Genomic DNA, 26272 nt, shown 5'->3' with positions numbered 1-26272 from the left:
TATGAAGGACATTAATATTGGCTTAGCTATTGAATATAAGGGGAAGTTAATTACACAAAACCAAATAAAACTTTTAATGGCTTTACATAAAACAAAATCTCAAAATGAGGCATCAAAGTTGTTAAATATTTCCCCTTCTTCTTTTAATATTCAATTAAAAAGATTGGAGAATAAGTTAGGGGTTAAGCTATATTATTCATCCCCAAATGGGACAATTTTAACAGATACAGGCTTAGAGATTTTAGAAACTTACAACTCATATAGCAAAAGATTAAAAAATCACTTTTTTACAGTTTCTGGATTTGTAAGTGGTGAGATTGCCAAAATATTATTTGAAAATCCAATAATAACTTCTTTTGATAATGCCTTAAAATTATTAAAAATGGGATTTGTTGATATTTTGGGTGTTGATGATAGCTACTGGATTTATAGGTTGGGAGATGAGAGATTTTTAAAGTCAGAGATTGGTAGTTCTGACTTTAATATATTTTTAATTGCCTATGACAACTTTGTAATGGTTAGTAAAAAAGAGTTTGATTACAAAAATTTAGTTGGTGTTAGATTTAGCTCACAGAGGATAGTTTATAACATTTTAAAGAAAGAAGGGATAAAATTTAAGGTAAAAATTAAAACAAAAAATCCATTTAGGGCTATAGAGTTGGTTAATGAAGGCTATAGCTTGTTTTTAAATGAGAGTTTATTGAAATATGTAGATGGAGATTTTAATGTTGAATATCCCAACTTTTATAAAAAGACAGTTCATGCAATAAACTTTATTAGCTTTGGTAAAGATATTGAGATAGATAAAAAAGAACTTAAAAAAATAAAAAAATTGGGTTTTAAGTATGAATGTCTTTGATAAATATGCTGAAGAGTATGATAGATGGTTTGATGAAAACGAAATTATCTATAAATCAGAGATTGAAGCATTAAAAAGACATATTCCAGAAGGTAAAGGGTTGGAGATAGGAATAGGAACTGGAAGATTTGCTAAACCATTTAATATAAAAATTGGTGTTGATATATCAAAAGAAATGGCCAAAATAGCTGAAAAGAGAGGAATAAAAGTTATAATAGCAAAGGGAGAAGATTTGCCTTTCAAAGATGAAGAGTTTGATTTTGTTTTAATAAATACTGTCTTAGAGTTTGCAGAGAATCCAAAAAAGATGATAGAAGAGGCAAGGAGGGTTTTAAAAAGCGGAGGAAAAATAATTATCGGAATTATAGATAAAAATAGCTTTTTAGGAAAGATATATGAAGAAAAAAAGCAAAAAAGTAAATTTTACAAAGACGCAAATTTTTTATCAGCTAAGGAAGTTATAGAAATGTTAAAAGAGTTAGGATTTAAAAATATAAAGGTTACACAGACAATTTTTAAAGAAATTGATAAAGTTGATAAGGTTGAAGTTAAAGATGGATATGGAGAAGGTGGATTTGTAGCTATTTCTGCTGAAAAGATTTAATTGGGGATATAAGATGAATAAAGTTTTAGAGGTTTTAAATGACTTTGGCATTGTAGAGCTTAGACCACCACAAAAAAAGGCATTAGAGAGAGGTTTATTAGATAAAAATAAAAATTTTTTGATTTCTATACCAACAGCTTCAGGAAAAACACTAATTGGAGAGATGGCTTTAATAAACCACCTATTGGATGAAAATAAAAAGCCTACAAATAAAAAAGGTATTTTTATAGTGCCTTTAAAGGCATTAGCATCAGAGAAATATGAAGAATTTAAAAATAAATATGAGAGGTATGGGTTGAGAATAGCTTTATCAATTGGAGATTACGATGAAGATGAGGATTTGAGCAGCTATAATTTAATTATAACGACAGCTGAGAAACTTGACTCTCTATGGAGGCATAAAATTGATTGGATTAATGATGTTTCTGTTGTTGTGGTTGATGAAATCCACTTAATTAATGATGAAACAAGAGGAGGGACTTTAGAGATTTTACTAACTAAATTAAAAGAATTTAATATACAAATTATTGGTTTATCAGCTACAATAGGAAATCCAGATGAGTTAGCTGAATGGCTTAACGCAGAGCTTATAGTTGATGATTGGAGGCCTGTTGAGTTAAAAAAAGGAATTTATAGAGAAGGGGTTATTGAATACATAAATGGAGGAAATAAAGAGATAGAAGCTATTAACGATAACGACATATACAACTTAGTTGTTGATTGTGTAAAAGAGGGAGGATGTTGTTTAGTATTCTGCAACACTAAAAAAGGAGCTGTTAATGAGGCAAAAAAATTAAATTTAAAGAAATTTCTGACAAATAAAGAAAAAAGAAAATTAAAGGAAATAGCCGAAGAAATTTTATCTATTTTAGAACCACCAACTGAAATGTGTAAAACTTTAGCTGAATGCATTTTAAATGGCTCTGCCTTTCATCATGCTGGTTTAACTTATCAACACAGAAAGATAGTTGAAGATGCTTTTAGAGAGAGATTAATTAAGGTTATCTGTGCAACCCCAACCCTTAGCGCGGGCCTAAACTTACCGTGCAGAAGGGCAATAGTTAAGGACTTAACAAGATATACAAACAAAGGAATTAGGCCGATTCCAATAATGGAAATTCAGCAATGTATAGGAAGGGCAGGAAGGCCAGGATTAGACCCTTATGGGGAGGGAATAATTTTAGTAAAGAACGATAGAGATTATTTAAGAGCTTATCAGGCATTAACGCAAAGACCAGAGCCGATATATTCAAAGCTCTCAAATCAGGCAGTTTTAAGAACTCAGCTTTTAGGGCTTATTGCTACGAGAGAGATTAGGGATGAGCATGATTTAGAATGGTTTATAAAAAACACTTTCTACGCTTATCAATACGGAAATTTGAGGGAGGTTGCTAAAAATATTAATGAAGTCATTAGATTTTTGGAAGAAAATGAGTTTATTGTTGATTTTATGCCAACTGAATTAGGAAAGAGGGTTTCTGAACTCTATATAGACCCGTTGTCAGCTAAATATATCATAGATGGTTTAAATGAAATGGAAAATGAAGAAGAGATTTATTATCTATACTTAATCTCAAAAACCTTAGAGATGATGCCAAATTTGAGAGTTTATAAATCTGAGGAGTTGGATTTGATTAATGAAATGGAATCTCTTGGGATAAAGAGTTTTGAAATTGAGGATTTAGAGGCATTTAAAACAGCTAAAATGCTGTATGATTGGATTAATGAAGTGCCAGAAGATGAAATTTTAAAGAAATACAAAATTGAACCAGGAATTTTAAGATATAAGGTTGAAAATGCCATTTGGATGATGCACGCTTTAAAAGAGATTGCTAAAATAATTGGTAAAAGTTCAGATATTCCAGAGAAATTAGAAATAAGGTTAGAATATGGAGCTAAGGAAGATATCATTGAGCTGTTGAGCATAAAGTATATTGGAAGGGTTAGAGCGAGAAAGCTGTATAATGCTGGAATCAGGAATGTTGATGATATTATAAACAACCCTTCAAAAGTAGCTTCAATTATTGGAGAGAAGATAGCTAAAAAGATTTTAGATGAGTTGGGAGTTAAATTTGGACAGCAAAAATTAAATCTCTAAAATTTCAAATTTCATATTTGAATTCTATTATTTTCCAAATTGGGTGATATATAGCTTTATAAACTTCCCTTGCAAAGTTTAAAAACCCAACAAAGCCCGTAAATGGATAGAAATCTTGAGGAAATGATAAAAATGAGATTTCAAATATTTTCAATTTTGAGCAATATCATCTCCCAAATATGCAGAATCTCTCAACTCCTAATATTTTAGCCATTCCAGCAATTGTTGTTCCATAGAAGATAATTCTTTTGTTGTATTTTTTAGCCAACTCCCAAATTTCTTCAAAAGTTTCATTAGCTATAGTTGAGCCAGTAGCTAAAACAACATCTGAATTTTTTATCAGCTCTTCATTATACTTCCCATGAATAATTTTAGCCCCATATTTTATTTTTCCAACATTTTCTGGATTTAAATCGCTAACTATAACATTTTCAGAGCCAAAGTTACTAACAATTTCTTTAACAAACGCTGGCTGAAATCCAATAATCCCAATCTTTTTTAGCTTTAATTCTTTTAAATACTCTACTAACTTTTTTGCACATTTTTCTGGCTCATCTCCAGTACAATGGACAGTTTTATCAATTAAACCAAGAAATCTCATTACAGCATTTAAAGTGGCAATTATCTCAGCTCTATTTCCTTTATCTAAGAGCTCTCTAATTGTTCCTTTAAATTCAACTGGTTTATCTGTAAATGCATCTCCATAACATCCTTTGAAATTAGCTCTCAACAAAATCTCTTTTCCACTCATTAATGGATAATCTTTAATTCTTGCTGTATCTAACTTAGTATCTGATATTTTAATCTCAACATCTTCATTTAGTAAGCTATTTTCTTCAGCGAGTTCTTTTAACATTTCTTTAACATCTATCATACTTACCACAGTTTAATAGTTCTTTGCAAGTTATTAAAATTTATTAAGGAAGATTTGAATATCTCCTTTGGAAAGGCGTTTATAAATACCTTATTCATTTCAGTTTATAAAAAATTCGAAAGCATAAGCCACGAATCAGTTAGAACTTATTATCACAAGGTTAAAGAGGTTTTAAACGAACCTAAGAAGGGTATAAGAAACTTAATTGCAATCGATGAGACCAAACTAAAGGTTGGAGATAAAACTATTTACGTATGGTCTACTATCGACGTTGAATCGAAAGAATGCTTGGGAGTTTATATATCAGAGACAAGAAATTACCTTGATACTATATTATTCGTTAGGGGCATATTAAAATTTTGCTCGAATAAGCCTAAGATTTTAGTCGATGGTGGATTCTAAAGATTGGGCGTTGCAGAGGTTGGGCTTAAAATTTGAAAGGGTTCGATTTGGACTGAGAAATTGTATAGAAAGCTTCTTCTCACTGCTTAAACGAAGAACAAAAGCATTATTTAACATATTTCCTAATAATAGTGAGTTTAATACAGTTATTAGTTGGATAAAAAGTCATAGTATTCTACAATTGGGGGTTATCGATAATTTAACAGTCTTGAGTTTCTATAAAATTGATTAGATTTTATTTTCTTTTTTAATAAGGGCAAGATTTATATATTGAATTTTCATAATCTATTTTAACAATTTAAAATTTAAAAAATTAAAATGGGGGGAGATAGAATTAAGAGAAGAGCATTGTTAATTTTAAGAAAAGATAACAAGTTTGATAATAAAAGTATAGAAGAACTAAAAGAATTGGCTGAAGTTCTTTATAACCCAATAAAAACAGTGGTTCAAATAAGAAAACCAGACCCAAAATATCAAATTGGTAGTGGTTTAGTTGAAAAATTAGCTGAAAAAATTAAAGAGGAAGATATTGAGATTGTTATAGTTGGAAATATCTTAACCCCATCTCAAAAATACAACTTGGCTAAGAAATTTAAGGTTGAAGTTATTGATAAGATTGAACTTGTTTTGAGGATATTCTATAAGCACGCAAGAACTAAAGAAGCTCAATTACAAGTTAGATTGGCAGAGTTACAGTATGAATTGCCAAGAGCAAGGGAAAAGGTTAGATTGGCAAAGATGGGAGAACAACCAGGATTTGGGGGATATGGGGATTATGAAGTTGAAAAATACTACCAAAAAGTAAAGAGAGAAATAGCAACAATAAAAAGAAAATTAGAGAAAGTTAGAGAACATAGAAGGATAGCAAGAAAAAGTAGGGAAAAATTTGATTCAGTTGGTTTGATTGGTTATACAAATGCAGGAAAAACAAGTTTGTTAAATGCTCTAACTGGAGAGAGCAAAGAATCGAAAAATCAAGTTTTTACAACATTAACTACAACAACAAGGGCTATAAAAGGTATTAAAAGAAAGATATTGGTTACTGATACAGTTGGATTTATTGATGATTTACCGCCATTCATGATTGAGGCATTTTTATCAACAATTGAAGAGAGTGCAGATAGCGATTTAATCTTAATTGTTGTAGATGCATCTGATGATATTGAGGAAATTAAAAGAAAATTAAAGGTAAATCATGAAATTTTAAGTAAAATTAATTGCAAATCACCAATAATAACTGTATTCAACAAAGTTGATAAAATTACAGAGGAAAAGAAGAAAAGAATTTTGGAGGAGTTAGATAGATACATTGTAAATCCAATATTTGTCTCTGCAAAATATAATATAAATATTGATTTATTAATTGAGAAAATCATAGATAATCTAAATCTATCAATAGGAACAATAGAGACAAATAATCCAAAACTGATATCCTATTTATATGAAAATACTGAGATTATTGAAGACATTTTAGATGAAGACAAGCATATAATAACATTTAGAGCTAAAGAGAAGGATGTTAATAGAATTTTAAAATTGCATAAAATCATCGCATGACTTTCCATTTAATGAATTAAATTGGTGAAATAATGGATGTTTTAAAAAATCTGCCAGTTACGGACAATCATATTCATGTTGATGATAAAAATGGATATGGAGCTGAAAAAGTTGCAAAAATATTTTACAATGCTGGAGGAAAAGTAATGATTATTTTAAATAAGCCAACATTTGATGGGGATTTAACAAAATCAATGGATATATTGGTTAAAGATATAGAAAAAATAAATAAAAACACACCAGTTAAAGCTTTTGGTTTAGTTGGCGTTCATCCTGCTGAGCTAACCTATTTAATGAAATTTATGAGTTTGGAAGAAGCAAAAGAAAAAATTATCAATGCTCTAAATTATGCAAAAAAGCTTGTTGAAGAACACGATTTTATAGTTGGCATTGGTGAGGTTGGAAGACCTCATTATAAAGTTGATGAAGATGTTTGGAATGCATCAAATGAGATTTTAAAATACTGTATGAGCTTAGCTAAAGATATTGGATGTGCAATACAGATACATGCTGAGAGTTCAACTGAAGAGCAATTTAAAGAATTTTCTGAGATGGCTAAGGAAATAGGGTTAAGTCCTGAAAAAGTTATAAAGCATCACTGCGGAGATATGGTTTTGGAAGGAGAGAAATATGGCATATTTCCATCAATTTTAGCTTCAAGAGTAAATGAAAATATTATTAAAAAATCTTTAAGATTTGTTATGGAAACTGACTATATAGATGACTTAAAGAGACCTGGAGTTGTTTTGGGGATTAAAACAGTCCCAAGGGTTACAAGAAAATTAATTGAAAAAGAGATTTTAAGTGAAGAGATGGTTTATAAAATCCATAAAGAGAATATAGAAAAGATTTATAATGTTGAGTTAGAATTTTGAGTTTGTTTACTCTTTATCTTTCTCTTTTAACATTTCATTAATCTCTTTTTCCATCATGTGTCCTTCAACAACAACTTCAACACTTTTAACGCCTTCTAATGACTTAACAGCATCTTTTGCCTGGAATGCCATACCTAAAACACTCATACATGCGGGGTTTGTTGGAATTATTTTGAATTTAACATTTCCTTCTTCATCAACTTCTACATCTCTAACTAAACCCATATCTACAATGCTTATTCCCATGTGGGGGTCTGCAACTGTTTTTAGAGCTTTTAAAACATCTTCTTTGGTTACCACATTTACACCTCTTTAGTTTAAAGTTTTTATTTCACTATCTATGGATAATCTTATAAATATTTTATTCAACGTATCTCGCTCTTCTTTCAACATCTTTCATTAATTTTAGAATAACCTCCCATCTATCATAGACACTTTTATAACCTTCTAAGAATTTATCCCAAATTTCCTGAAACTTTTCATGATGGGTAGATAGAACAGCTTTTTTAAAGACTATTAAATCTACTGCTTTATCCTCATCAAGATTTGAAATTTTTCCTAAACCAAAGTCAATAATATAGAGATTTCCATCATATAAAAAGTTAGATGTGGTTAAATCGTTATGTATGACATCATTTTTATGCAATTTCCCAACAATCTCCCCAATTTTATAGGCAATATCTAAATTATCCTCTATAACATCTTTAGCTAATTTGCCATTAATGTAGCTCATCATAATTCTCTTCCTATCCAAATCAACATCAAAAATGTATGGAGCTGGGATGCCAAAATCTTTAACCATTGCTAAATATCTCGCTTCTCTTGCTGTTCTACTCTTTCTTATCTTTTCATCTAATCTCTCATCCCTATAGCTTTTTTTAACCCTCTCCTTGATAATTACATCAAAATCCAAATACTTATCTTTTTTAATATCTGCTTCTGCCCCTTTGCCAATTAAATGTTCTGGAATCTTCCTTTCTTTACCTTTAATTTCTTTTATCCAATTAACTTCAACCATGTCTGTTCTATAGTTTGGAATTACCTTTGTTTCATCTAAACTCATCCATTTTCCATTTTTATGCATTAACAAACCAAGCCATGCAATCATAGCTCCATTATCACCACAAAACTCTTTTGGTGGCACATAGAAATCTACATTTTGCCCTTCACACATTGCTTTTAACATCTCTCTCAATCTATTGTTTGCAGCTACTCCCCCAACAAGCATAACTTCTCCTTTATTTGTGTGAGCTAAAGCTCTCTCTGTAATCTCGGTAAGCATTGAGAATGCATACTCTTGTAGGGAATAGCATATATCTTCCAATTTCTCTCCAGCGTCATAAGCCCTCATAGCCGCTGTTAGCAATCCAGAAAAGGCAATATCCATTCCTTTAACTGTATATGGTAAATCTATAAGCTTTTCTCCTTTCTTTGCTAACTCCTCTATATAAGGCCCTCCCGGATGTGGTAAATTTATATACCTTGCAAATTGGTCTAAGCAGTTACCAACGGCTATATCTAATGTCTCTCCAAAGACCCTATATTTTTTTGAGACATAGGCAATGACTTGGGTGTTTCCTCCACTAACATATAGGGTTAGAGGGTCTTCTGCTTCAGTAGTTAATTTACCAATTTCTATGTGAGCTATGCAATGATTAACTCCAATTATTGGTTTTTTTAATGTTAAAGAGAGAGTTCTCGCTACTGTTGCAGTAACTCTCAAACTTGGCCCTAATCCTGGCCCTTGAGAAAAGGCAATTAAGTCAATTTCATTTTTATCAACTACTTCAAAAGCTTCCTTTATCAACTTAGGAAATGTTTCAGCATGGTGGTCAGCAGCTTCTCTTGGGTTAATTCCCTGTTTTGGTGGTTTATACATGATAGTTTTGTTAAATAAAACTTCTCCATCCGAAGTAACAATTCCTACTCCAGTTTTTTCTGCAGTTCCTTCTAATCCTAAGCAAATCATAGTATCACTCAAATTAAAGAATTATTATAGTGTCTTTCAAAATTAATAAATTTTATTAAGGAAGATTTGAACACCTTCCAAAGGAGGTGTTCATTAATACCTTATTTATTTCAAAATGTTTTGAAAGACACTATAAATTTTATCTTCAAAAAATAGTTAATATTACACTTAATAATATAATAGCATCTCTTAAAAAAGTTTAAAAAAGTTTTATTCAAATTCAATAGTTGCTGGCGGTTTATCAGTTATATCAAACACTACTCTTGCTACATTAGGAATTTCTGAAGTGATTCTTTTGCTAATTCTCTTCAACAAGTCAAAAGGTATTTCAGGGACATGGGCGGTCATAGCATCCAATGACTTAACCATCCTTAAAGCAACAATCCAGTTGTATTCTCTTTCATCCCCTTTAACTCCAGTTGCTTTACAGTCCAAAACAACAGCAAAGTATTGCCATAAATCTTTATCTAAATTAGCTTTTTTAACTTCTTCCTCAACTATTGCATTTGCTTCTCTACATATATTTAATTTCTCTTCAGTAATTTCCCCTAAAACTCTAACAGCTAATCCAGGCCCTGGGAATGGTTGTCTATAAACGATGCTATCTGGCAATCCAAGCTCTTTTGCTAATAATCTAACTTCATCTTTGTAGAGCTCTCTCAATGGTTCAACAACCTCTAAAACCATTCCGTGTGGTAGAGCAACGTTGTGATGACTTTTTATATTTCCTTGTGTTTCAATCCAATCTGGAGCTATAGTTCCTTGCACTAAAACCTCTGCCTTTATTTCTTCAGCAATCTCTTCAAAAACATCAATAAATAACTTACCTATAATCTTTCTCTTCTCTTCTGGGTCTGTAACTCCCTTTAGTGCCTCTAAAAATCTATCTTTTGCATCTACAACTATTAAATTTAATCCCAACTTATCTCTAAATGTTTTTTCAACCTCTTCCCTCTCACCTTTTCTCATCAATCCAGTATCAACAAAAACAGCTGTCAGGTTATTTCCAATAGCCTTATGGGTTAGAACTGCCGCAACAGAGCTATCTACTCCTCCACTCAAAGCAATTATTGCCTTCCTATCTCCAATTTGCTGTTTTATTTCTTCCACAGCTTCTTCAATAAATTTTTGTGGATTAAACATAAAGATATCACCTTTAAATTATTTTAAATTATTCCTCTTTCTCAGCATTTTCACCATTATTTTCATCTTCTTCTAATATAATAATGTTTTTCTTACAGCTGTTTAGATGTTTAAAAGCGTTTTCTTCAAGTTTTTTAGCTAAGTTTTTTGGAACATTCTCCATATTATTAGCTAAATAACTGGCAACACAGGCAGATAATAGTAATATAGCAGCTTTTTGTTCACTTTTAAGTCGATGAATGTGATGGGGGCGAATGTCTAACATTTCATAAATTTCAAGTAATTTTTTGCATTCATTATTTGTATTTTCAAAATCATCATTTATAATTTCTTTTACAACATAAACAAAAAATTGATGAAGTTTCATTAACTGTTCTTTGTGCATGTTATCACTTTAAATATTAAAGAAGAAATTTAAAACTTAAGATTAATAATAAAATTAAGAAATATATAAAATTTTGGTGAGATTATGAGAGAGATTATTAATAAGCTTAACCCCATTATAATAGAGAAAGCTGACAAGAAGTTTGGTGTTTCAAGAATATTAAAGAAATGTGATGGAAAACCTGTGTATATAAAAGATGTAAATGGTTTTGAAGTTGTTGGTAATCTCTGCAGTAGAGAAACTCTCTCAAAGATTTTTAATGTGAAGAAAGAGGATTTTATATTCTTTATGCTTAATGCAATGGAAAAAGAGAAAGAAGGGAAATTAAAGATAAACAATAAATTGAGAGAAAAATATATTGTTGAAAGTCCAGAGAAAATTAAAGACTGGCCAATTCCAATATACTATGAAAAAGATGCAGGAGCTTATATAACAAGTGGAGTTGTTGTTGTAAATGATAAAGATTATGGTTATAACTTATCAATTCATAGGATTTTGGTTAAAGATGATTATTTAGTTATAAGAATGGTTGAGCAAAGACATTTACACTTTTTATACAATAAAGCTATAAATGAGAGAGGTTATTTAGATGTGGCTATAATCATAGGGGTTCATCCAGCTGTTTTGTTAGCTGGTTCTACCTCTGCTGATATAACATTTGATGAACTTAAATTTGCAGCTGCTTTATTAGGTGGGGAATTAGAGGTTTTTGAGTTAGATAATGGTTTATTAGTCCCAGAGGCAGAGTTTATTATTGAAGGTAAAATTCTACCAGAAATGGATGATGAGGGGCCTTTTGTAGATATAACTGGAACTTACGATATTGTTAGAAAACAGCCAATAATTAAAATTGAAAAATTATATAGAAAGGAAAAGCCAATATTCCATGCTTTATTGCCAGGAGGAATTGAGCATAAGACATTGATGGGAATGCCCCAAGAGCCGAGAATTTTAAAAGGAGTAAGAAATACAGTCCCAACAGTAAAAAATGTTGTTTTAACTGAAGGGGGTTGTTGCTGGCTTCATGCAGTAGTGCAAATACAAAAAAGAACAGAAGGGGATGGAAAAAATGCTATATTAGCAGCTTTCGCTTCTCATCCAAGTTTAAAACATGTGGTAGTTGTTGATGAAGACATTAATATATTTGATATAAATGATGTTGAGTATGCAATAGCTACAAGGGTGCAGGGGGATAAGGATATTATTATAATCCCTGGGGCTAAAGGTTCTTCTTTAGACCCTTCAAGTGATTTAAAAAATAAATTAACAGCAAAAGTAGGGATAGATGCAACAATGAGCTTAATTAAAGGAAAAGAGCATTTTGAAAGGGCTAAAATTCCTGATGAATGAGTTGAATGTATAGTTTTTTGCAAAACCTATTAAAATTAAAAAACATATTTGAAGCTTTATAATATAAAGCTTCATATCTTCCTTATTCATTCTAAGATATTTTGCAAAAAACTATAATAATAAATGATTTAAAAAGATTTAAGTTTAATGATTAATTCCCCAAATAATTTTTCTTGGATTAGCTCTGCCTTTCCATCATTAGCTAAGTATAAAGATGGGATGAAATATCTAACCCTCTCTTCCTTTGTTTTAAACCTTTCCTGATAAATTATAATACCTTCTTTCATTAAATCTTCTAAGAGCTCTGCTATTATATCTGAAATATCTTCCTCTTCTATAAGCTCTTCTATAATCTCTTCAACTTCATTTATCTTCCTCTCTCTCTTCTTTCTCGACTTTTTTACTTTATTTAACTCTTTCTCAATGGTTTTAATTAATTCATCAACAGTAACTGGCTTTTTACTTTTTTTGTCCTTATTTTCTTTTTTTTCTTTTCTATTTTTCTTAGGTTTATCATCTACTACATCATCGTAATCATAATAGTCATCATAGTAATCATAATCATCTTCATCTTCTTCAACTTTGCATTCATCATACAATGCTTCAGATTTCATCCTCAACAATATACCAGCAACAAGAATAACATCGGCAGACAACCTAATATCAAACTTTTTAAGCTCTCTGATTTTTTGTATATAGTAATCTGCGATTTCAGCAATATTAACATCCCAAGGGTTTAAATTTTTCTTTTCAATACCTTCTTTAATCATTCTTACCCAAAGAACAATGTCAAAGTTAGAATCAATCATTACAATCCCCTAAAATAAACTTATTTAAGGTTTCTTTACTTTTTCAACAACTCTAATTCCAAAAATCTCAGCAGTTTTATACTGCCCATATTCATCTTTCTCAGCACTTTTAACCATATCCCAAATTGTCAATAATGCTATAGAAACACCAGTTAAAGCTTCCATTTCAATTCCTGTCTTATAGGTAGTTTTTACTGAACAAATTGCCTTTATTTTATCTTCAAATATCTCAAAGTTAATATTTACTGAAGTTATTGGGATAGGGTGGCACATTGGGATTAGTTCATAAGTTTTTTTCACTGCCAAGATTCCAGCTATTTGGGCAGTTGTTAAAACATTTCCCTTTTTAATTTTCTGCTCTTTTATCAATTTAATTGTCTCTGGTTTTAATTTTATATATCCCTCAGCAATGCAAAACCTCTCAACATCTTCTTTTTTAGAGATATCAACCATCTTAACTCCTTTATCATCAACATGAGTCAGCATTTAATCACCACTACTTTATTAAACTAAATACTACAATTATGCAATAACATTATAATCATTGACGAATAAATTATATAAATCATTTTTATGAATATATTTATATATGTAAGTTTAAAGTTTATTGGTGATTATCATGGATGAAAAGACAAAGTTAATGAGATGTATCATTGAGAGAATTTTGGATGAATATAACAAAGGAAAAGAGCTTTCAAAAAAGAGAATAGAGCAGATTAAAGCGGAGTGTTTAAGAATACATAGAATTGGTATTGGGCATCCATCAAACTCTGAAATTTTGCAGTATGCTACTGAAGAAGAAAAAAAAGTGTTAATTCCAATATTAAGAAAAAAGCCAGTTAGAACTATCTCTGGTGTTGCTGTTGTAGCAGTGATGACATCCCCAGAAAAATGTCCTCATGGAAAGTGTATGTTTTGTCCTGGAGGGGTTGGGAGTGTATTTGGGGATGTTCCTCAAAGCTATACTGGAAGAGAACCAGCTACTATGAGAGGTTTAATGTTTAACTTCGACCCTTATCTACAAACAAAGGCAAGGATTGAGCAGTTGGAAAAGGTAGGGCATCCAACAAATAAAATAGAGCTTATTATAATGGGAGGAACATTTCCAGCAAGGGAAATAGCTTATCAAGATTGGTTTATTAAGAGATGCTTAGATGCTATGAACGGTGTTGATGCAAGTAGTTTGGAAGAGGCACAAAAGATTAATGAAACAGCAGAACATAGATGTGTAGCTCTCTGTATAGAAACAAGACCTGACTATTGTGGAGAAAAAGAGATAAATCAAATGTTAAAGTTGGGAGCTACAAGAGTGGAGTTGGGGGTTCAAACAATATATAATGAGATTTTAGAGTTTTGTAAGAGAGGGCATAGTGTTGAAGACACTATAAAGGCGACTCAACTATTAAAAGATAGTGGTTTAAAAGTATCTTATCATTTAATGCCGGGAATGCCTGGCTCTGATATGGAAATGGATAAAAAGATGTTTAGGGAGATATTTAGCAATCCAGATTTTATGCCGGATATGGTTAAAATCTATCCATGCTTGGTTGTTGAAGGAACAGAGCTTTATGAGATGTGGAAGAGAGGAGAATATCAGCCATACAGAGAAGAAGAAGCGATAGAGATAATTAGCTATGCAAAATCAATAATGCCAAAATGGGTTAGGACTTCAAGAATTCAGAGAGATATTCCAGCAACTGTAATAGTTGATGGAGTTAAGAAGAGTAATTTGGGAGAATTAGTTTATAAGTATATGGAAAAGCATGGAATTAAGTGTAAATGTATAAGATGCAGAGAAGTTGGGCATGTTATGTATAAAAAAGGAATAATGCCAGAGATAGAGCATATAAAACTATGTAGAGAAGAGTATGAGGCAAGTGGTGGAACTGAGATATTCTTATCCTATGAAGATGTAAAAAATGATATATTAATTGCATTTTTAAGATTAAGAGAGCCATATAAACCATTTAGAAAAGAGATTGATGATAACACAATGTTAGTTAGGCAGTTGCATGTCTGCGGGCAAGAAAAACCATTAACTAAGGATTTAAAGGAAATAACTTGGCAACATAAGGGTTATGGTAGGAAGCTTTTAGAAGAAGCTGAAAGGATAGCTAAAGAAGAATTTGGAAAGAAGAAAATTTTGGTGACAAGTGGTATTGGAGTTAGAGAATACTACAGAAAGTTGGGATATGAGAGAGTTGGGGTTTATATGGGTAAATACTTAGAATAAATGCCACAATAAAAGGTAGATATAAATTATCATCTATCTTTATCTTTTTGCTTATAAATTCAACAAAAGCAGAGATTAAAGCTACAAAAATCCCATAAATTCCATAAAATTGATATAAAATTAATGAGGTAGAGATAAAAAATGCCAAAAATCCTTCAATTGTCTTTCCAAAATAATTTATCTTTATTTTTCCTCTAATTCCTACAATGGTAGCTAATGCATCCCCAACAGCAAATACTAAGATACCAAAAAATATTGCGTTTATATCATCAATTAAGATTAAAGATAACAACATACCAAAGGCAAAGTATATTGCCCCTTTCCCATCTTCTTTTTCTCTTTTGCAGAGATTCAACAAATCTGAGATTATCGGGATGTAATATTTCTTACATAAAAAATATAATCCAATACCAACAACTATACTAATAATTAACGGAATTATTAGAAGTTTTTTAAATATCAACACTGAAAAAGCTATTAAAATCCCAGCAATTAAATGGATTGTCTGTCTATAAATCTCTCTCAAACTTTCAACCTTTTTTAATTTGTTAATAACTTAACGTATTATAGAAAGTTATTAATATCTTTTTTCAGTAAAATAAACTAAATGGTGATAGTATGAAAGATATCAAAAAACTTCTTCTCTTAGTTTTTGCAGTTGCTATAACAGTTAGCTTTTCAGGATGTTTAGAGCAACCAAAAATTGAAGTTATTGGACAAAAAGTCCAGAAATTAGATGAAGATAACACAAAGATAGAGATTCAAGTGTTGGTTGATAATCCAAATCCTATTGGAATAACAATAGATAAAATCTCATTCGATATTTATGCTTTAGTTGATGGAGATAAGATATATTTAGGTCATGGGGAGCAGAGTAATATTAAAATAACCTCTGGAAATAGCTCCTTTACTTTGCCAGTAACTATATCCAATAAAAAACTTATTGAAGTTGCTGTAAAAGGTAAAAGCACAAAAATACCTATTGAGATTAAAGGAAATATCTCGGTTAATTTATTCATAACAACAGTAAATATTCCAATAGATATCCAACAAGAAATAGATGTCTCTGCAATAGCAAAAGAAGAGATGTTAAAACAGTTAAACAATTTAGAGGGCCTAGATATTAGTCAATAATTATTTTAACTTTACTTTTTTATTTTATGTTAAGAATAGCGGGATACTATGAGTAAATTTGAAATTTTTAAAAGATACTGTAAGAGATATTGGATAATATTTGTATTGGAAATTGATTTTGTTCTTCTATTTTGGTTGTGGTCATCAAAAAATTATTGGAATTAAAATATCTTGGGAAGAATTAATAAAAATTAATGATATGACTTTTCAAATAGTGATAACTATTACTGCAATTTTAATTTCAATCGGCGTAGTTCATGTTCAAAGTTCCTATAAAGAATATGCCAAAAGCATTTTGGAAGAATATTTACAAGTAATTTTCCTTATAGTTTTTGTGATTACATCTATTACATTTTTAATGCATTTTATAGACTCGAATACAATATCTTTACAGGTTCTCGCTATTCTTACACCAATGTGGTTTATAACTACAGTTTTACTTATATATTATCTCTTTTCTAATATAAAGGAGCTATTTGTATTATCAATCGATACTATTACTAAAATATATTCTGAAAATGGAAAAGCTCTTGCAAGAGTTTTAAAAAATAGTAGGGGCAGTCCATGGCAAGTCTCTATGTATCTCAACTCGCTATTTGATTTATTTAAAATTTCTTTAAGAGACCCAACTTTATGGATTTATGTTCCTGCCGTTACTTGGGAAATTTCAAAAGCCATCAGATACGCAGAATATGGAAATCCCCAATGGTGGAGATTATGGACATGGGAACAAAAAGATATTATAGGCTCATTTTTTGAATATCTTTTTGAATATGTGCTAAAGGATTCAGTAATAACACCTTTAAAAGATATATGTAAAAATGACCGTAGATTGGTTATTAATATTAATAGCATTTTTAAAAACTTAGCTGATGTTTTAATAAACAATTATTTCTTTTTATATCCTGCATTTACATATTTTTTAGAAATTCTTGAAGAAATGGAGAAAATATCTCCTGAAAGTAATTATTTTGAATTGCAAATAACGGTTATTAATAATGCTCTTGATAGATTAATTTCATTTAAACCAATTAATGCAGATGAAATGATAAAGTTAGATAAAAACAAAGATTGTGCCAGAGTTTTGGAAACCATTTATAACAATCTATCAGAAATATTGGATAAAAATACTTCAGTTCCTGGGATAATAAAAATTGCAATAAAACTTTCTTATGATGAAAGGCTTTATTTTGGAGGAGAATCATTAATTAAAAAAGTTGCAGAAGTTCTAAAGAAATATCCACAAATATTAACCGAAATTTCAGAAAATGACATTGAAAATCTTAAATTAAATGCCAATGATTTATATGAAATTACAGTTTCTTTTATAAAGTATGTCATTTCTCAGTTAAATCAGAAAGATACATTAAACAATATAATATTAAATTTTGAAATTGAGAAAATGACCGATATATTAGTTTCATTGTTAAAGCATTTAAAAAGCAAAGGGTATTATATCACAATTAAAGATTCAGAACTTTTAATAAATTTTCAGAATAATAATGAATATAATGGCATAACGTTTCAATTACCTACAGAAAATCACAAAAAATTTTTTGAAAGCGTTATTAAAAAATTAGAAAGCAATGAAAACTAAAAATCTTAAATACCAACAAATAAGCCTATTCTTCATCTTTTATAATCTCAACTCCATATCTAACAACATTATCTCTCATCAAATAATCTCTAAAATCACATATCTTATATGCAGTTTCCATAATTTTTTTTGCATATATTGGCTCAATTAACGTATTTAAAAAAGCTCTCAAGTCGTAGGGGTTTTTAATTTGGTATTTATTTTCAGCATCAGTGCATATAACAACAGGCACATCAAACTTTTTTGCTAATTTTAAGTTATTTCTAAAAAATATCAATGTTCTTGCTCTTTCATATCCATCTTTGTTTAGTAGATTTTTGAGATTTATCTCAATAGCCACTCTGTGATTTGATGCTAATCTTGCCAATACATGGTCTATACCACTATCTTTTCTTCCAAGTTCAGGAGTTGATAAAATATCTACATCGTGCATTTCTACAGCGGCTCTATTTATTTTTAAAATACCTCCTTCAACTAATATTATATGACATTTATCTCTAAACTTTTTTACCTTGTTTCTTAGTTCTTTAGGACTCTCTGCCTTTATTTTAACTCCAGAATATACCTTTAATTTGTAATTCTCACCAATAACTTTAACTTCCTCATATTTATCCTTATCAAACTCGTCATCGTACTGGTAAAAAACAAATCCGTTCCATTTTAATTCTTTGAGTAATTTGATTTCCTCTTCATTTTCTATCCTGTTTATATCAATCCTCATGTTATCACAAATTAATTATTTAAATCTAACAACTTTACTTTCTTCTTTTTTATAAATACCAACAGCATCTATGCTATTTTCCAATAATGCAAAAGTAACATCTCTTTCATATCCAAGATTTTTTAAATTCTCTGCAGATGAAGAATTCAAAATCAAAGACATCCAATCATGTTTAGTTAATTCTATTGCGGCTTTAATGAATTCATCAAAATCTCCGTTGAGATATTTAGCTATAATTCCACATCCAATAAAGTCATCTATTGCAAAGTTATTCTCTCTGTGGCATGGGACTAAGCTTATATTTTCAAACTCTTTAACAGCTTCAGCAACATACTTTGCATTAACTATAGCTCCTATAAAAATATGCTCTGCCTCTAAGTTTTTTAAAACTCTCGTCCCATTGGTGGTTGTTAAAACTACTTTTTCTCCATTCTCATATCTTTCCTTTATAATATCTTTATTTGCTAAAATCTCAGTTGGGGAATTTCCAAAGTCAAAGTTCTCTATTTTTTTACCTTTTCTCTCTCCAATATATATTGCATTTTCTTCTTTAGATGTTGAGGTGGTTATATATACTTCATCAATAAATGATAAGAGCGTTGTTATTGTTGTGGAAGCTCTCAAAACATCAACAACTATTGCTACGTCGTTGCATTTATACTCAGCAAATTCGTTACATAAGGTTATCATGCTATCAACCTTCTTGTAATTTTTTAATTTTTTGAAAGCTTAGAGGGGGAAGATATTTTGAGTGTAGAAGGATTTTTACAAATTATAGGGATAATAACAATAACAATATTTGCATTAGCATTTATATCCTTCGTCTTAATTTTAATTATCGGCTATGTATTATTAAAAAAGAATAAATTAATATTTCCAAATTTGGCTTTATTTTTAATGGACAATTTTTACTCAATACTATTAAAGATATTCCTCCTCATAGGAACTGAAGATACATTTTATAGAGTAGGGATAGAGTTTTACAACAAATATTATGAGGACAAATTTAAAAAAACTAAAAAGAGGGTTTTGATATTGCCCCATTGTCTTAGAAATACAAAATGCCCAGCCAAATTAACACCAAAGGGTGTTGAGTGTATATTCTGCAATAGATGTAAAATAGGGGATATTATAAAAGTTGCTGAAGAAAATGGTTATAAAGTTTATATAGTCCCTGGCTCTACATTTTTAAAGAGAATTTTAAAGGAAGAGAAGCCAGAGGCAGTTTTTGGTGTTGCATGCAATAGAGATTTATTTTATGGAATGAACATGTTATCAAGAAAAGGTATTCCTTCACAAGGACAACCTTTATTAAGGGATGGGTGCATAAATACTCTGGTCGATGTTGATGAATTAATAACAAGATTAAAATCATTATAATAATTAAGGTGAGATTAAATGTTATCAAAAATAAAGAACTCCATAAATTCATTAAGAGGAATTACTGAGAAAAAATTGGAAAAGAAGGATGGAACCAAATACATTATGTTTGGAGGTAAGGGAGGAGTTGGAAAAACAACAATGAGTGCTGCAACAGGAGTTTATTTGGCTGAAAAAGGGTTGAAGGTTGTTATTGTCTCTACAGACCCTGCCCACTCATTGAGGGACATATTTGAGCAGGAGTTTGGGCATGAACCAACAAAGGTTAAAGGCTTTGATAACTTGTATGTTGTTGAGATAGACCCACAAAAGGCAATGGAAGAATATAAAGAAAAATTAAAAGCACAAATAGAAGAAAACCCATTCTTGGGAGAGATGTTAGAAGACCAATTAGAAATGGCTGCTCTTTCTCCAGGAACTGATGAAAGTGCTGCTTTTGATGTATTCTTAAAATATATGGATAGCAATGAGTTTGATGTAGTTATATTTGATACTGCTCCAACTGGACACACCTTAAGGTTTTTGGGAATGCCAGAGGTTATGGATAAGTATATGACAAAGCTTATTAAGTTGAGGAAGCAAATGAGCGGATTTATGAAGATGATGAAGAAGTTATTACCATTTGGAGGGAAAGATGAAGATATTGACTATGATAAGATGTTAGAAGAATTGGAGAAGATGAAAGAAAGAATAGTTAGAGCAAGAAACATCTTATCAGACCCTGAAAGAACTGCATTTAGGTTGGTAGTTATTCCAGAAGAGATGAGTATCTTAGAGAGTGAGAGGGCAATGAAAGCTCTCCAAAAGTACGGAATTCCAATTGATGCAGTTATTGTAAATCAGCTCATTCCAGAAGATGTTCAGTGTGATTTCTGTAGAGCAAGAAGAGAATTGCAGTTAAAGAGATTAGAAATGATTAAAGAGAAATTTGGAGATAAAGTTATTGCTTATGTTCCACTTTTAAGAACTGAAGCAAAGGGTATTGAAACACTAAAACAGATAGCAAAAATATTATATGGAGAGGAAAAAGAAGAACAGAAAGTTATCGCTCAATAGATATTGCCACAGTTACACCATTTCTTTTAAACTTTTTTAATAGTAAATTAATATTGTCAAAGCTCTTATTTGTTAGTTTTTTGACAGCTAATATTGATGTAGGTTCTGAAACACCATAAACCCCTATATGTTTATATACAAATTCTGACTTTTCTAAATTTATTTTTTTATAAACTTCATTAATTTCCTCTCTTTCAAAAATAAACAATGGTTTTTTAAATTTATTCACTGTCTCTAAAATTCCTATCTCATTTCTTTTATCCTCTACTGTAGCAAATGCATCAACTCTCCAAACTGGAATGTTTCTCAAAAATAAAGCTTTTTTAACTACCCAAAACACTTTATATTTCTCAATTCCTTTTCTTGCTCCTAAACCAACTCCTATTCTTAAAGGTTTTAATCTTATGGAATCATTAACGATAACTTCATAACTATCGTGGTAATTAATTTTATAGCCGTTCAATTTTTTTATTTTCCAATGTTTTGGGATTGTTAAGCTAATGTCTTCCTCTAAAATTTTCTTATTTATCTCCAATATATCTTTTCTTTTAGGAGTTTCTAAAAATAGTAATTTAGAGAGCTCATCAATCCCTATTTTTCTATTTACATCAGTTGCAGTTGTAAAAATAACTCTTCCATTTATATTGTTAGCTATTAGTTTAGAAAAATAATTTCCTCCACCTAAATGGTTTGATAATAAGGGGATGAGTTCTTTATTTTCATTGCAGATAATAACAAATGGGTCTTTAAATTTATCATTTTTAATTTTATCTAAAAACTTCCTTAAAACTATGCCAGTAGCCATTATGAATATAAAGCCATCCTCATTTTTCTCTATTTTAAAATCTTTTATATGCTCTACTTTATTATCATAAAAATAGTAATCTAAAACTTCTTTAATCTGTTTAGCTACTTCTTTTCCCCTCTTTGTAATATATACAATTTTAATCATTACTAATCACACAAAAGGTTTTTATTTAAGTTAATAATAAATTATTATTTATGAGGTGGATATTTATGGGTTTGGAACATCTAATTTTATTGATATTAATAATTGCAGTAGGAATTTTATTTTTTAAACTAACTTATAAAATACTGAGATATTTGGCTGTGAATACAATAATCGGTTTAATTTTGGTAGGAATTTTAAATTTCCTTGGAATTGTGCATATTGATTTAAATTTAATAAACTTATTAATAATAGCAATTGGAGGGATAATTGGGGTTTTTATCTTAATTTTGCTTTCAATTTTATAACTTAATCTTTAAAAAAGTAAAAATTCTTAAAAGCAGATTTAAATTGTGATAAATATTAAATAAAAATAGCTAAGCTTTCATTGAATATTCATAAGCTTGACAAGCCCAGTAATCTAAAACATCCTTTATTGATTTTAAGTTTTTTTCCTTTCTTTTTTTAATTCTGGCCATGTTTCTTAATATTTTTAGAGTTCTCTCAATTTCATCTTCACTCATTAAGGTGGCGTCCATTAATAAGCTTATAGCCTTCTTATCTATATCATCCATAATACCACCTTTTAATACTACAATTTAGATTAGTATTATAATATATAAGATTTTCGGTTAGCAGTATGAAAATGATTCGTTCCTTCCAATAAGTAAAAGTTATTTTATAATTATTAAAATTTTTTGTATTAATATAAATTTAAAGATTTAAAATAACAAATTAACATTATGAAAATAAAAAAGAAAAAGAGATATTTAGAATTTTACTGAATTCCCATAGCTTTATTTGTCTTTTTAATTGATTTGAAGTTATCATCTTCCATTTGAAGCATAGCTCTTATACAGTCAATATTTTCAGGAACAACTATACTTTCTTGATGGACTGCTTGCATTAAGAATATCTCATTTTCTAAAACATTAACACTCTCTTCCCAAACAACGAGCTCGTTTATGTCATATCTCAATCTTCCTAAATCTCTTCCATATTCTATTATCTTAGCTGTTGAAGTAAACCCTTCTTCTGCTTTAACAGTTATGATTCTCGGGGTTTTTTTGATAGCATCTAATACATCATCTCTGCTAATATTTCCTTCAACCTCTACCATCAAAGTATGTTGGTGCATTAATGTTGTTGGAACTATAACAGCTGAAGTTAAAATTTTTCCTTCAAATTCTGGAATAACTGAGACAACATCAGGACCGTGATGGGAAGGAACTGTAACTGGGTTTGGTGTTATGGCATTTATAGGTCCTGTTTTGTCATCATTTGGGTCAGCTGCTCTTCTAACTAAAACTACTCTTGCCTTCTTAATATCAGCAACTGAATTTATTGCATATAATATTCTACATAAACCTGTTGTGTTACATGAAACTACTCTTACATAATCTTTTCCATAACATCTGTTGTAGCTCCAGAGTGCGTTGAAGTTGTCTTCAACATCTTTTGCTTTTTCTCCTCCTTGAAGTATAGCTTTAACTTTGTGTGGTTTGTAGATATTTTCTAAGTTTTGCTTTCCAATCTTTTTTGGGGCACCATCAACAACAATATCTGCCTCTTCTATAATGTCCAATATAGTCCCTTCTACTGGAATTCCAGCATCTTCAAATGATTTAACTCTCTCTTTATCTGGAATTGCTACAAATAACTTGTATCCTTTCTCAACAGCCAATCTTGCTTCAAAATCAGGTTTTGTCTTTGTAACTCCTATAACTTCCATATCATCCTGTATTGAAACTGCATCAGCTACTCTTTTACCAATTGACCCATACCCATTTATCAATACTTTTACTGACATCAAAACTCACCATTAGAATTGTTGTAGGATATAATAATTATCTTGTCAATATATATTTTTATGATTTGTCTATTTTAATAATGAAATGTGGGATTATGAAAAAGAGGGTTATAACAAATAAAGAGTTTATTGATAAATTTGTTGAATGTTTAAAAGAAAGGAAGGATTTTAGATTAGAAAATTGTATTGTTGAGGGAGATGTTGATATTTTGGATATTTATAAGAAGATTAAAAAGAAAATTAAGGATAAAAAGAGGTTAGAAGAATTGATTGAAGAAAGAAGTGGATTATTGAGTAAGATAATTATAGATGTGGATGTATATATTTCTAACGTTAAATTTAATGGCGAGTTTAGAATGCACAACTACATAATAGATTTTGAAATTGAAATAATAGCAGAGTTTAGGAAATTAGCTGATTTTGGAGAAGTTACTTTTAATAAAGAGACTTATTTTAGAAGAGTTACTTTTAATGAAGAGGCTTATTTTGGAGGAGCTACTTTTAATGGAGAAGTTAATTTTGGAGGGGCCACTTTTGAGAGGACTGATTTTAGAAAAGCTACTTTTAATGAAGAGACTAATTTTTGGGGAGCTACTTTTAAGGGAAAAGTCAATTTTGAAGGAGTTACTTTTAATGGAGAGACTAATTTTATAGAGACTACTTTCAATGGAAAGACTGATTTTAGAGAAGCTACTTTTGAAAAAGAAGCTGTTTTTCTCAATTCAACATTTAATATAGCAAGATTTTATAATTCAACCTTTAAATCTCGTGCAGATTTTACAAATATTTCTTTTAACTTATTATCCTTTGAATATTGTATATTTGAAGATTTAGCATTATTTAAAAAGAAAGAAGATAAAGAAGACGAAGAAAATAAAGAATGTTTAGCAATATTCTTCAATACACAATTTCTAAACAAACACACAAAAATAGAAAACTTCCCATTATCAAAAACATCTTTTTTAAAAACAGATGTTAGGGAGGTAATGATACTATGCAATATTAAAAAAGAAGAGATTTTAAGCCATAAACTTTTAAAACTAAAAGAAAATACTGAAGGGATATATAAATTTGCTTATGAAATCCTAATAAGCGATTTAGATTATAAATCAGTCCTTGCAGAATACAGAAACCTAAGAATATCCATTGAAAATAACAGAACATACATTGAGGCTTCTGATTTATACAAAATGGAGATGGAACTAATAAAAGAATTTTCTAAAAATGACTTTGAAAGATTTGCTATTTGGTTTTATGGATTTTTATCAGATTATGGAGAATCAATAAAAAAGCCAATAATTTTTATGTTTGGGTTAATAATTACTACTCCACTGATTTTAACACTCTCTCATTACTTAAACTCTTTTATTAATGCTCAGATTTCAAATAAAATTCCAGAGTTTTTATTGATGTATATAAAATACTTAAAAGACGTCTTAGGAGCTAAATTCTACATAGGAAATGGAAAATCTTCATTGTTAGAGACGATAATATTTTGTTTATACAGCATTTTTATGATGATTACAACAGCTAATTTATACATAGCACTGAGAAGAAAATTGAGTAGAAAATAAATTAATCATACTCTCTCCATGTATGCCCACATTTCTTACACTTGTAGAATCTTGTTTCTGGTTCATCAGCACATCTTGTCTGTTGTAGCCACCAGTAAGCTTCGTTATGCCCACACTTTGGACATTCAACTCTTGTTGTTGGTAATGTTTCTAAGCCCTCACTTTCAATAACAGTAATTTTTTCCTTCTTGTTCTCTAAGTGTTCTTTGTATTCATACTCTTTGCTTCCTTCAGCTGTTGTCTCTTCTTCATAACCACAGACAACACATCTCAATTTTCCATCCTTTGGTAGCATTAAGTTATTGCATTTTGGGCAAAACTTAACCATTCTTCCACCTCATGTAATCTTCAATTATTTTTTTATGGTCAAAAGCTAATTTGGGGAGATTATTTAAATCAAAAAACTCTGCCTCTTTTGCATCATCTCCTGCTTTCAATTTACCTCCAACAACATCTAAGACAAATACAATTGAGATAACATGCCCTCTCGGGTCTCTATCTGGGGAGGAATAAACACCTAATAAGCTTTTTACCTTTGTTATTAAACCAGTTTCTTCTCTAATTTCTCTAACAACTGCCTCTTCAACCGTCTCTCCACATTCTACAAAGCCCCCTGGAAGGGCAAAACATCCCTTAAATGGATTGTTTTTTCTTTTTATTAATAGAATTTTATTGTCTTTCTCTATAATTCCATCAACAGCCACTGCTGGATGAAGATATAGCTTATATTTTTTTAAATCTCTCTTTTTTATGATTTTTTTAGAGTATCTTTTTCCAAACAAATTTAAAGCCAATATTTTCCCACTTATGCAAAAACATTTTTTAGCCATACTCTCACTTAAATATGTAAGAACTTCATAATGAATATAAGGAGATATATTTAAAATTTGTGG

Annotated in this window: 28 protein-coding genes and 1 pseudogene; 14 read left to right on the top strand and 15 right to left on the bottom strand. The window is 30.0% G+C overall.

Annotated elements, in window-relative coordinates; all coding sequences use genetic code 11:
- Position 1 precedes the first annotated feature (1 nt).
- The 3 genes from JH146_RS03680 to JH146_RS03670 are packed head-to-tail and all read left to right on the top strand — an operon-like array spanning position 2 to position 3561.
- Positions 2–859, top strand: coding sequence for a helix-turn-helix domain-containing protein (locus JH146_RS03680; RefSeq protein WP_048201740.1), 858 nt, complete (start codon positions 2–4; stop codon positions 857–859).
- Entirely contained in the window at positions 846–1463 is a 618-nt protein-coding gene (locus tag JH146_RS03675; protein WP_048201739.1) for a class I SAM-dependent methyltransferase, read from the top strand. Before JH146_RS03680 ends, JH146_RS03675 begins: the two co-directional genes overlap by 14 nt.
- A 13-nt stretch (positions 1464–1476) precedes the next feature.
- Complete coding sequence (locus JH146_RS03670; protein WP_048201738.1) at positions 1477–3561, top strand: DEAD/DEAH box helicase; 2085 nt, start codon at positions 1477–1479, stop codon at positions 3559–3561.
- A 166-nt stretch (positions 3562–3727) separates the two neighbouring features.
- Here JH146_RS03670 and JH146_RS03665 read toward each other — a convergent pair whose 3' ends face one another.
- Complete coding sequence (locus JH146_RS03665) at positions 3728–4435, bottom strand: Rossmann-like domain-containing protein (protein ID WP_048201737.1); 708 nt, start codon at positions 4433–4435, stop codon at positions 3728–3730.
- Between the two features lie 114 nt (positions 4436–4549).
- On the opposite strand from JH146_RS03665, the pseudogene JH146_RS08575 reads away from it, so the two are divergent.
- The 3 genes and pseudogenes from JH146_RS08575 to JH146_RS03655 form a co-directional block, all read left to right on the top strand.
- Positions 4550–5040: pseudogene (locus JH146_RS08575) on the top strand (DDE-type integrase/transposase/recombinase); the annotation flags it as partial.
- A 115-nt stretch (positions 5041–5155) separates the two neighbouring features.
- Positions 5156–6394 (top strand): GTPase HflX, encoded by a 1239-nt coding sequence (gene hflX, locus JH146_RS03660; protein WP_081874460.1) that lies wholly within the window; start codon positions 5156–5158, stop codon positions 6392–6394.
- Positions 6395–6426: 32 nt separating this feature from the next.
- Complete coding sequence (locus JH146_RS03655; RefSeq protein WP_173400811.1) at positions 6427–7269, top strand: TatD family hydrolase; 843 nt, start codon at positions 6427–6429, stop codon at positions 7267–7269.
- A gap of 6 nt (positions 7270–7275) precedes the next feature.
- Here JH146_RS03655 and JH146_RS03650 read toward each other — a convergent pair whose 3' ends face one another.
- The 4 genes from JH146_RS03650 to JH146_RS03635 form a co-directional block, all read right to left on the bottom strand.
- Positions 7276–7569, bottom strand: coding sequence for a metal-sulfur cluster assembly factor (locus tag JH146_RS03650; protein WP_048201736.1), 294 nt, complete (start codon positions 7567–7569; stop codon positions 7276–7278).
- A 61-nt stretch (positions 7570–7630) separates the two neighbouring features.
- Positions 7631–9238, bottom strand: coding sequence for a bifunctional N(6)-L-threonylcarbamoyladenine synthase/serine/threonine protein kinase (locus tag JH146_RS03645; protein WP_048201735.1), 1608 nt, complete (start codon positions 9236–9238; stop codon positions 7631–7633).
- A gap of 210 nt (positions 9239–9448) precedes the next feature.
- Entirely contained in the window at positions 9449–10381 is a 933-nt protein-coding gene (gene guaA / locus JH146_RS03640; RefSeq protein WP_048201734.1) for a glutamine-hydrolyzing GMP synthase, read from the bottom strand.
- Between the two features lie 28 nt (positions 10382–10409).
- Positions 10410–10766 (bottom strand): UPF0058 family protein, encoded by a 357-nt coding sequence (locus tag JH146_RS03635; protein ID WP_048201733.1) that lies wholly within the window; start codon positions 10764–10766, stop codon positions 10410–10412.
- A gap of 84 nt (positions 10767–10850) precedes the next feature.
- Between JH146_RS03635 and JH146_RS03630 the strand changes: the two genes are divergently transcribed.
- Positions 10851–12116: a UbiD family decarboxylase gene (locus JH146_RS03630; RefSeq protein WP_173400810.1), complete on the top strand. Its 1266-nt coding sequence runs from the start codon at positions 10851–10853 to the stop codon at positions 12114–12116.
- A gap of 128 nt (positions 12117–12244) precedes the next feature.
- Here the strand turns inward: JH146_RS03630 and JH146_RS03625 are convergent, their stop codons facing one another.
- Both JH146_RS03625 and moaC read right to left on the bottom strand, forming a co-directional pair.
- Positions 12245–12925: a segregation/condensation protein A gene (locus JH146_RS03625; RefSeq protein ID WP_048201731.1), complete on the bottom strand. Its 681-nt coding sequence runs from the start codon at positions 12923–12925 to the stop codon at positions 12245–12247.
- Positions 12926–12949: 24 nt separating this feature from the next.
- Positions 12950–13411, bottom strand: coding sequence for a cyclic pyranopterin monophosphate synthase MoaC (moaC, locus tag JH146_RS03620; protein WP_048201730.1), 462 nt, complete (start codon positions 13409–13411; stop codon positions 12950–12952).
- A gap of 133 nt (positions 13412–13544) precedes the next feature.
- On the opposite strand from moaC, the gene JH146_RS03615 reads away from it, so the two are divergent.
- A complete protein-coding gene (locus JH146_RS03615; RefSeq protein WP_048201729.1) occupies positions 13545–15158 on the top strand; it encodes a tRNA uridine(34) 5-carboxymethylaminomethyl modification radical SAM/GNAT enzyme Elp3 in 1614 nt (537 codons plus the stop codon).
- Here the strand turns inward: JH146_RS03615 and JH146_RS03610 are convergent.
- Positions 15091–15684: a diacylglycerol/polyprenol kinase family protein gene (locus JH146_RS03610; protein WP_048201728.1), complete on the bottom strand. Its 594-nt coding sequence runs from the start codon at positions 15682–15684 to the stop codon at positions 15091–15093. The genes JH146_RS03615 and JH146_RS03610 overlap by 68 nt on opposite strands.
- A gap of 92 nt (positions 15685–15776) precedes the next feature.
- Between JH146_RS03610 and JH146_RS03605 the strand changes: the two genes are divergently transcribed.
- Both JH146_RS03605 and JH146_RS03600 read left to right on the top strand, forming a co-directional pair.
- A complete protein-coding gene (locus JH146_RS03605; RefSeq protein ID WP_048201727.1) occupies positions 15777–16292 on the top strand; it encodes an LEA type 2 family protein in 516 nt (171 codons plus the stop codon).
- Positions 16293–16392: 100 nt separating this feature from the next.
- Positions 16393–17889: a hypothetical protein gene (locus JH146_RS03600; RefSeq protein WP_048201726.1), complete on the top strand. Its 1497-nt coding sequence runs from the start codon at positions 16393–16395 to the stop codon at positions 17887–17889.
- Between the two features lie 25 nt (positions 17890–17914).
- On the opposite strand, the gene rnp3 is transcribed toward JH146_RS03600, so the two are convergent.
- On the bottom strand, positions 17915–18610 hold the full coding sequence (gene rnp3, locus JH146_RS03595) for a ribonuclease P protein component 3 (RefSeq protein ID WP_048201725.1): 696 nt from the start codon (positions 18608–18610) through the stop codon (positions 17915–17917).
- Positions 18611–18625: 15 nt separating this feature from the next.
- A complete protein-coding gene (gene comB / locus JH146_RS03590; protein ID WP_048201724.1) occupies positions 18626–19300 on the bottom strand; it encodes a 2-phosphosulfolactate phosphatase in 675 nt (224 codons plus the stop codon).
- A 54-nt stretch (positions 19301–19354) separates the two neighbouring features.
- Between comB and JH146_RS03585 the strand changes: the two genes are divergently transcribed.
- Positions 19355–19990 (top strand): DUF116 domain-containing protein, encoded by a 636-nt coding sequence (locus tag JH146_RS03585; RefSeq protein ID WP_081874459.1) that lies wholly within the window; start codon positions 19355–19357, stop codon positions 19988–19990.
- 18 nt (positions 19991–20008) lie between these two features.
- Positions 20009–21046 (top strand): TRC40/GET3/ArsA family transport-energizing ATPase, encoded by a 1038-nt coding sequence (locus JH146_RS03580; protein WP_048201722.1) that lies wholly within the window; start codon positions 20009–20011, stop codon positions 21044–21046.
- Here the strand turns inward: JH146_RS03580 and JH146_RS03575 are convergent.
- A complete protein-coding gene (locus JH146_RS03575) occupies positions 21033–21998 on the bottom strand; it encodes a cobalt-precorrin 5A hydrolase (RefSeq protein ID WP_048201721.1) in 966 nt (321 codons plus the stop codon). The genes JH146_RS03580 and JH146_RS03575 overlap by 14 nt on opposite strands.
- Before the next feature lie 65 nt (positions 21999–22063).
- On the opposite strand from JH146_RS03575, the gene JH146_RS03570 reads away from it, so the two are divergent.
- Positions 22064–22303 (top strand): pro-sigmaK processing inhibitor BofA family protein, encoded by a 240-nt coding sequence (locus JH146_RS03570; RefSeq protein ID WP_048201720.1) that lies wholly within the window; start codon positions 22064–22066, stop codon positions 22301–22303.
- 69 nt (positions 22304–22372) lie between these two features.
- Here JH146_RS03570 and JH146_RS03565 read toward each other — a convergent pair whose 3' ends face one another.
- Together JH146_RS03565 and JH146_RS03560 are read right to left on the bottom strand one after the other, a co-directional pair.
- Positions 22373–22570: a hypothetical protein gene (locus JH146_RS03565; RefSeq protein WP_048201719.1), complete on the bottom strand. Its 198-nt coding sequence runs from the start codon at positions 22568–22570 to the stop codon at positions 22373–22375.
- A gap of 203 nt (positions 22571–22773) precedes the next feature.
- The gene (locus JH146_RS03560; RefSeq protein WP_048201718.1) at positions 22774–23805 is read right to left on the bottom strand and encodes a type II glyceraldehyde-3-phosphate dehydrogenase; all 1032 of its coding nucleotides are present in this window, start codon (positions 23803–23805) and stop codon (positions 22774–22776) included.
- A gap of 95 nt (positions 23806–23900) precedes the next feature.
- On the opposite strand from JH146_RS03560, the gene JH146_RS03555 reads away from it, so the two are divergent.
- Positions 23901–25379: a pentapeptide repeat-containing protein gene (locus JH146_RS03555; protein ID WP_048201717.1), complete on the top strand. Its 1479-nt coding sequence runs from the start codon at positions 23901–23903 to the stop codon at positions 25377–25379.
- A 1-nt stretch (position 25380) separates the two neighbouring features.
- Here JH146_RS03555 and JH146_RS03550 read toward each other — a convergent pair whose 3' ends face one another.
- Positions 25381–25707 carry a transcription factor S gene (locus JH146_RS03550; RefSeq protein WP_048201716.1) on the bottom strand — a complete coding sequence of 109 codons (327 nt, stop codon included), beginning with the start codon at positions 25705–25707 and terminating at the stop codon, positions 25381–25383.
- Positions 25700–26209, bottom strand: coding sequence for an ADP-ribose pyrophosphatase (gene nudF / locus JH146_RS03545; protein WP_048201715.1), 510 nt, complete (start codon positions 26207–26209; stop codon positions 25700–25702). Before nudF ends, JH146_RS03550 begins: the two co-directional genes overlap by 8 nt.
- Between the last annotated feature and the right edge of the window lie 63 nt (positions 26210–26272).

The organism is Methanocaldococcus bathoardescens, assembly GCF_000739065.1.
GTDB lineage: Archaea > AGJL01 > Methanococci > Methanococcales > Methanocaldococcaceae > Methanocaldococcus > Methanocaldococcus bathoardescens.
The sequence above is the reverse complement of the archived record's forward strand: the minus strand, read 5'-3'. Positions and strand labels throughout refer to the sequence as shown.

What these genes read in the sequence shown, in the direction of transcription:
- JH146_RS03630 (WP_173400810.1), top strand. Translation starts at nt 10,851, where the DNA reads ATGAGAGAGATTATTAATAAGCTTAACCCCATTATAATAGAGAAAGCT.
- JH146_RS03560 (WP_048201718.1), bottom strand. Translation starts at nt 23,805, where the DNA reads ATGTCAGTAAAAGTATTGATAAATGGGTATGGGTCAATTGGTAAAAGA.
- nudF (WP_048201715.1), bottom strand. Translation starts at nt 26,209, where the DNA reads ATGGCTAAAAAATGTTTTTGCATAAGTGGGAAAATATTGGCTTTAAAT.
- JH146_RS03635 (WP_048201733.1), bottom strand. Translation starts at nt 10,766, where the DNA reads ATGCACAAAGAACAGTTAATGAAACTTCATCAATTTTTTGTTTATGTT.
- rnp3 (WP_048201725.1), bottom strand. Translation starts at nt 18,610, where the DNA reads ATGAGGATTGATATAAACAGGATAGAAAATGAAGAGGAAATCAAATTA.
- JH146_RS03625 (WP_048201731.1), bottom strand. Translation starts at nt 12,925, where the DNA reads ATGATTGATTCTAACTTTGACATTGTTCTTTGGGTAAGAATGATTAAA.
- JH146_RS03615 (WP_048201729.1), top strand. Translation starts at nt 13,545, where the DNA reads ATGGATGAAAAGACAAAGTTAATGAGATGTATCATTGAGAGAATTTTG.
- JH146_RS03670 (WP_048201738.1), top strand. Translation starts at nt 1,477, where the DNA reads ATGAATAAAGTTTTAGAGGTTTTAAATGACTTTGGCATTGTAGAGCTT.
- JH146_RS03680 (WP_048201740.1), top strand. Translation starts at nt 2, where the DNA reads ATGAAGGACATTAATATTGGCTTAGCTATTGAATATAAGGGGAAGTTA.
- comB (WP_048201724.1), bottom strand. Translation starts at nt 19,300, where the DNA reads ATGATAACCTTATGTAACGAATTTGCTGAGTATAAATGCAACGACGTA.
- JH146_RS03565 (WP_048201719.1), bottom strand. Translation starts at nt 22,570, where the DNA reads ATGGATGATATAGATAAGAAGGCTATAAGCTTATTAATGGACGCCACC.
- hflX (WP_081874460.1), top strand. Translation starts at nt 5,156, where the DNA reads ATGGGGGGAGATAGAATTAAGAGAAGAGCATTGTTAATTTTAAGAAAA.
- JH146_RS03665 (WP_048201737.1), bottom strand. Translation starts at nt 4,435, where the DNA reads ATGATAGATGTTAAAGAAATGTTAAAAGAACTCGCTGAAGAAAATAGC.
- JH146_RS03605 (WP_048201727.1), top strand. Translation starts at nt 15,777, where the DNA reads ATGAAAGATATCAAAAAACTTCTTCTCTTAGTTTTTGCAGTTGCTATA.
- JH146_RS03655 (WP_173400811.1), top strand. Translation starts at nt 6,427, where the DNA reads ATGGATGTTTTAAAAAATCTGCCAGTTACGGACAATCATATTCATGTT.
- JH146_RS03580 (WP_048201722.1), top strand. Translation starts at nt 20,009, where the DNA reads ATGTTATCAAAAATAAAGAACTCCATAAATTCATTAAGAGGAATTACT.
- moaC (WP_048201730.1), bottom strand. Translation starts at nt 13,411, where the DNA reads ATGCTGACTCATGTTGATGATAAAGGAGTTAAGATGGTTGATATCTCT.
- JH146_RS03575 (WP_048201721.1), bottom strand. Translation starts at nt 21,998, where the DNA reads ATGATTAAAATTGTATATATTACAAAGAGGGGAAAAGAAGTAGCTAAA.
- JH146_RS03550 (WP_048201716.1), bottom strand. Translation starts at nt 25,707, where the DNA reads ATGGTTAAGTTTTGCCCAAAATGCAATAACTTAATGCTACCAAAGGAT.
- JH146_RS03675 (WP_048201739.1), top strand. Translation starts at nt 846, where the DNA reads ATGAATGTCTTTGATAAATATGCTGAAGAGTATGATAGATGGTTTGAT.
- JH146_RS03570 (WP_048201720.1), top strand. Translation starts at nt 22,064, where the DNA reads ATGGGTTTGGAACATCTAATTTTATTGATATTAATAATTGCAGTAGGA.
- JH146_RS03645 (WP_048201735.1), bottom strand. Translation starts at nt 9,238, where the DNA reads ATGATTTGCTTAGGATTAGAAGGAACTGCAGAAAAAACTGGAGTAGGA.
- guaA (WP_048201734.1), bottom strand. Translation starts at nt 10,381, where the DNA reads ATGTTTAATCCACAAAAATTTATTGAAGAAGCTGTGGAAGAAATAAAA.
- JH146_RS03555 (WP_048201717.1), top strand. Translation starts at nt 23,901, where the DNA reads ATGAAAAAGAGGGTTATAACAAATAAAGAGTTTATTGATAAATTTGTT.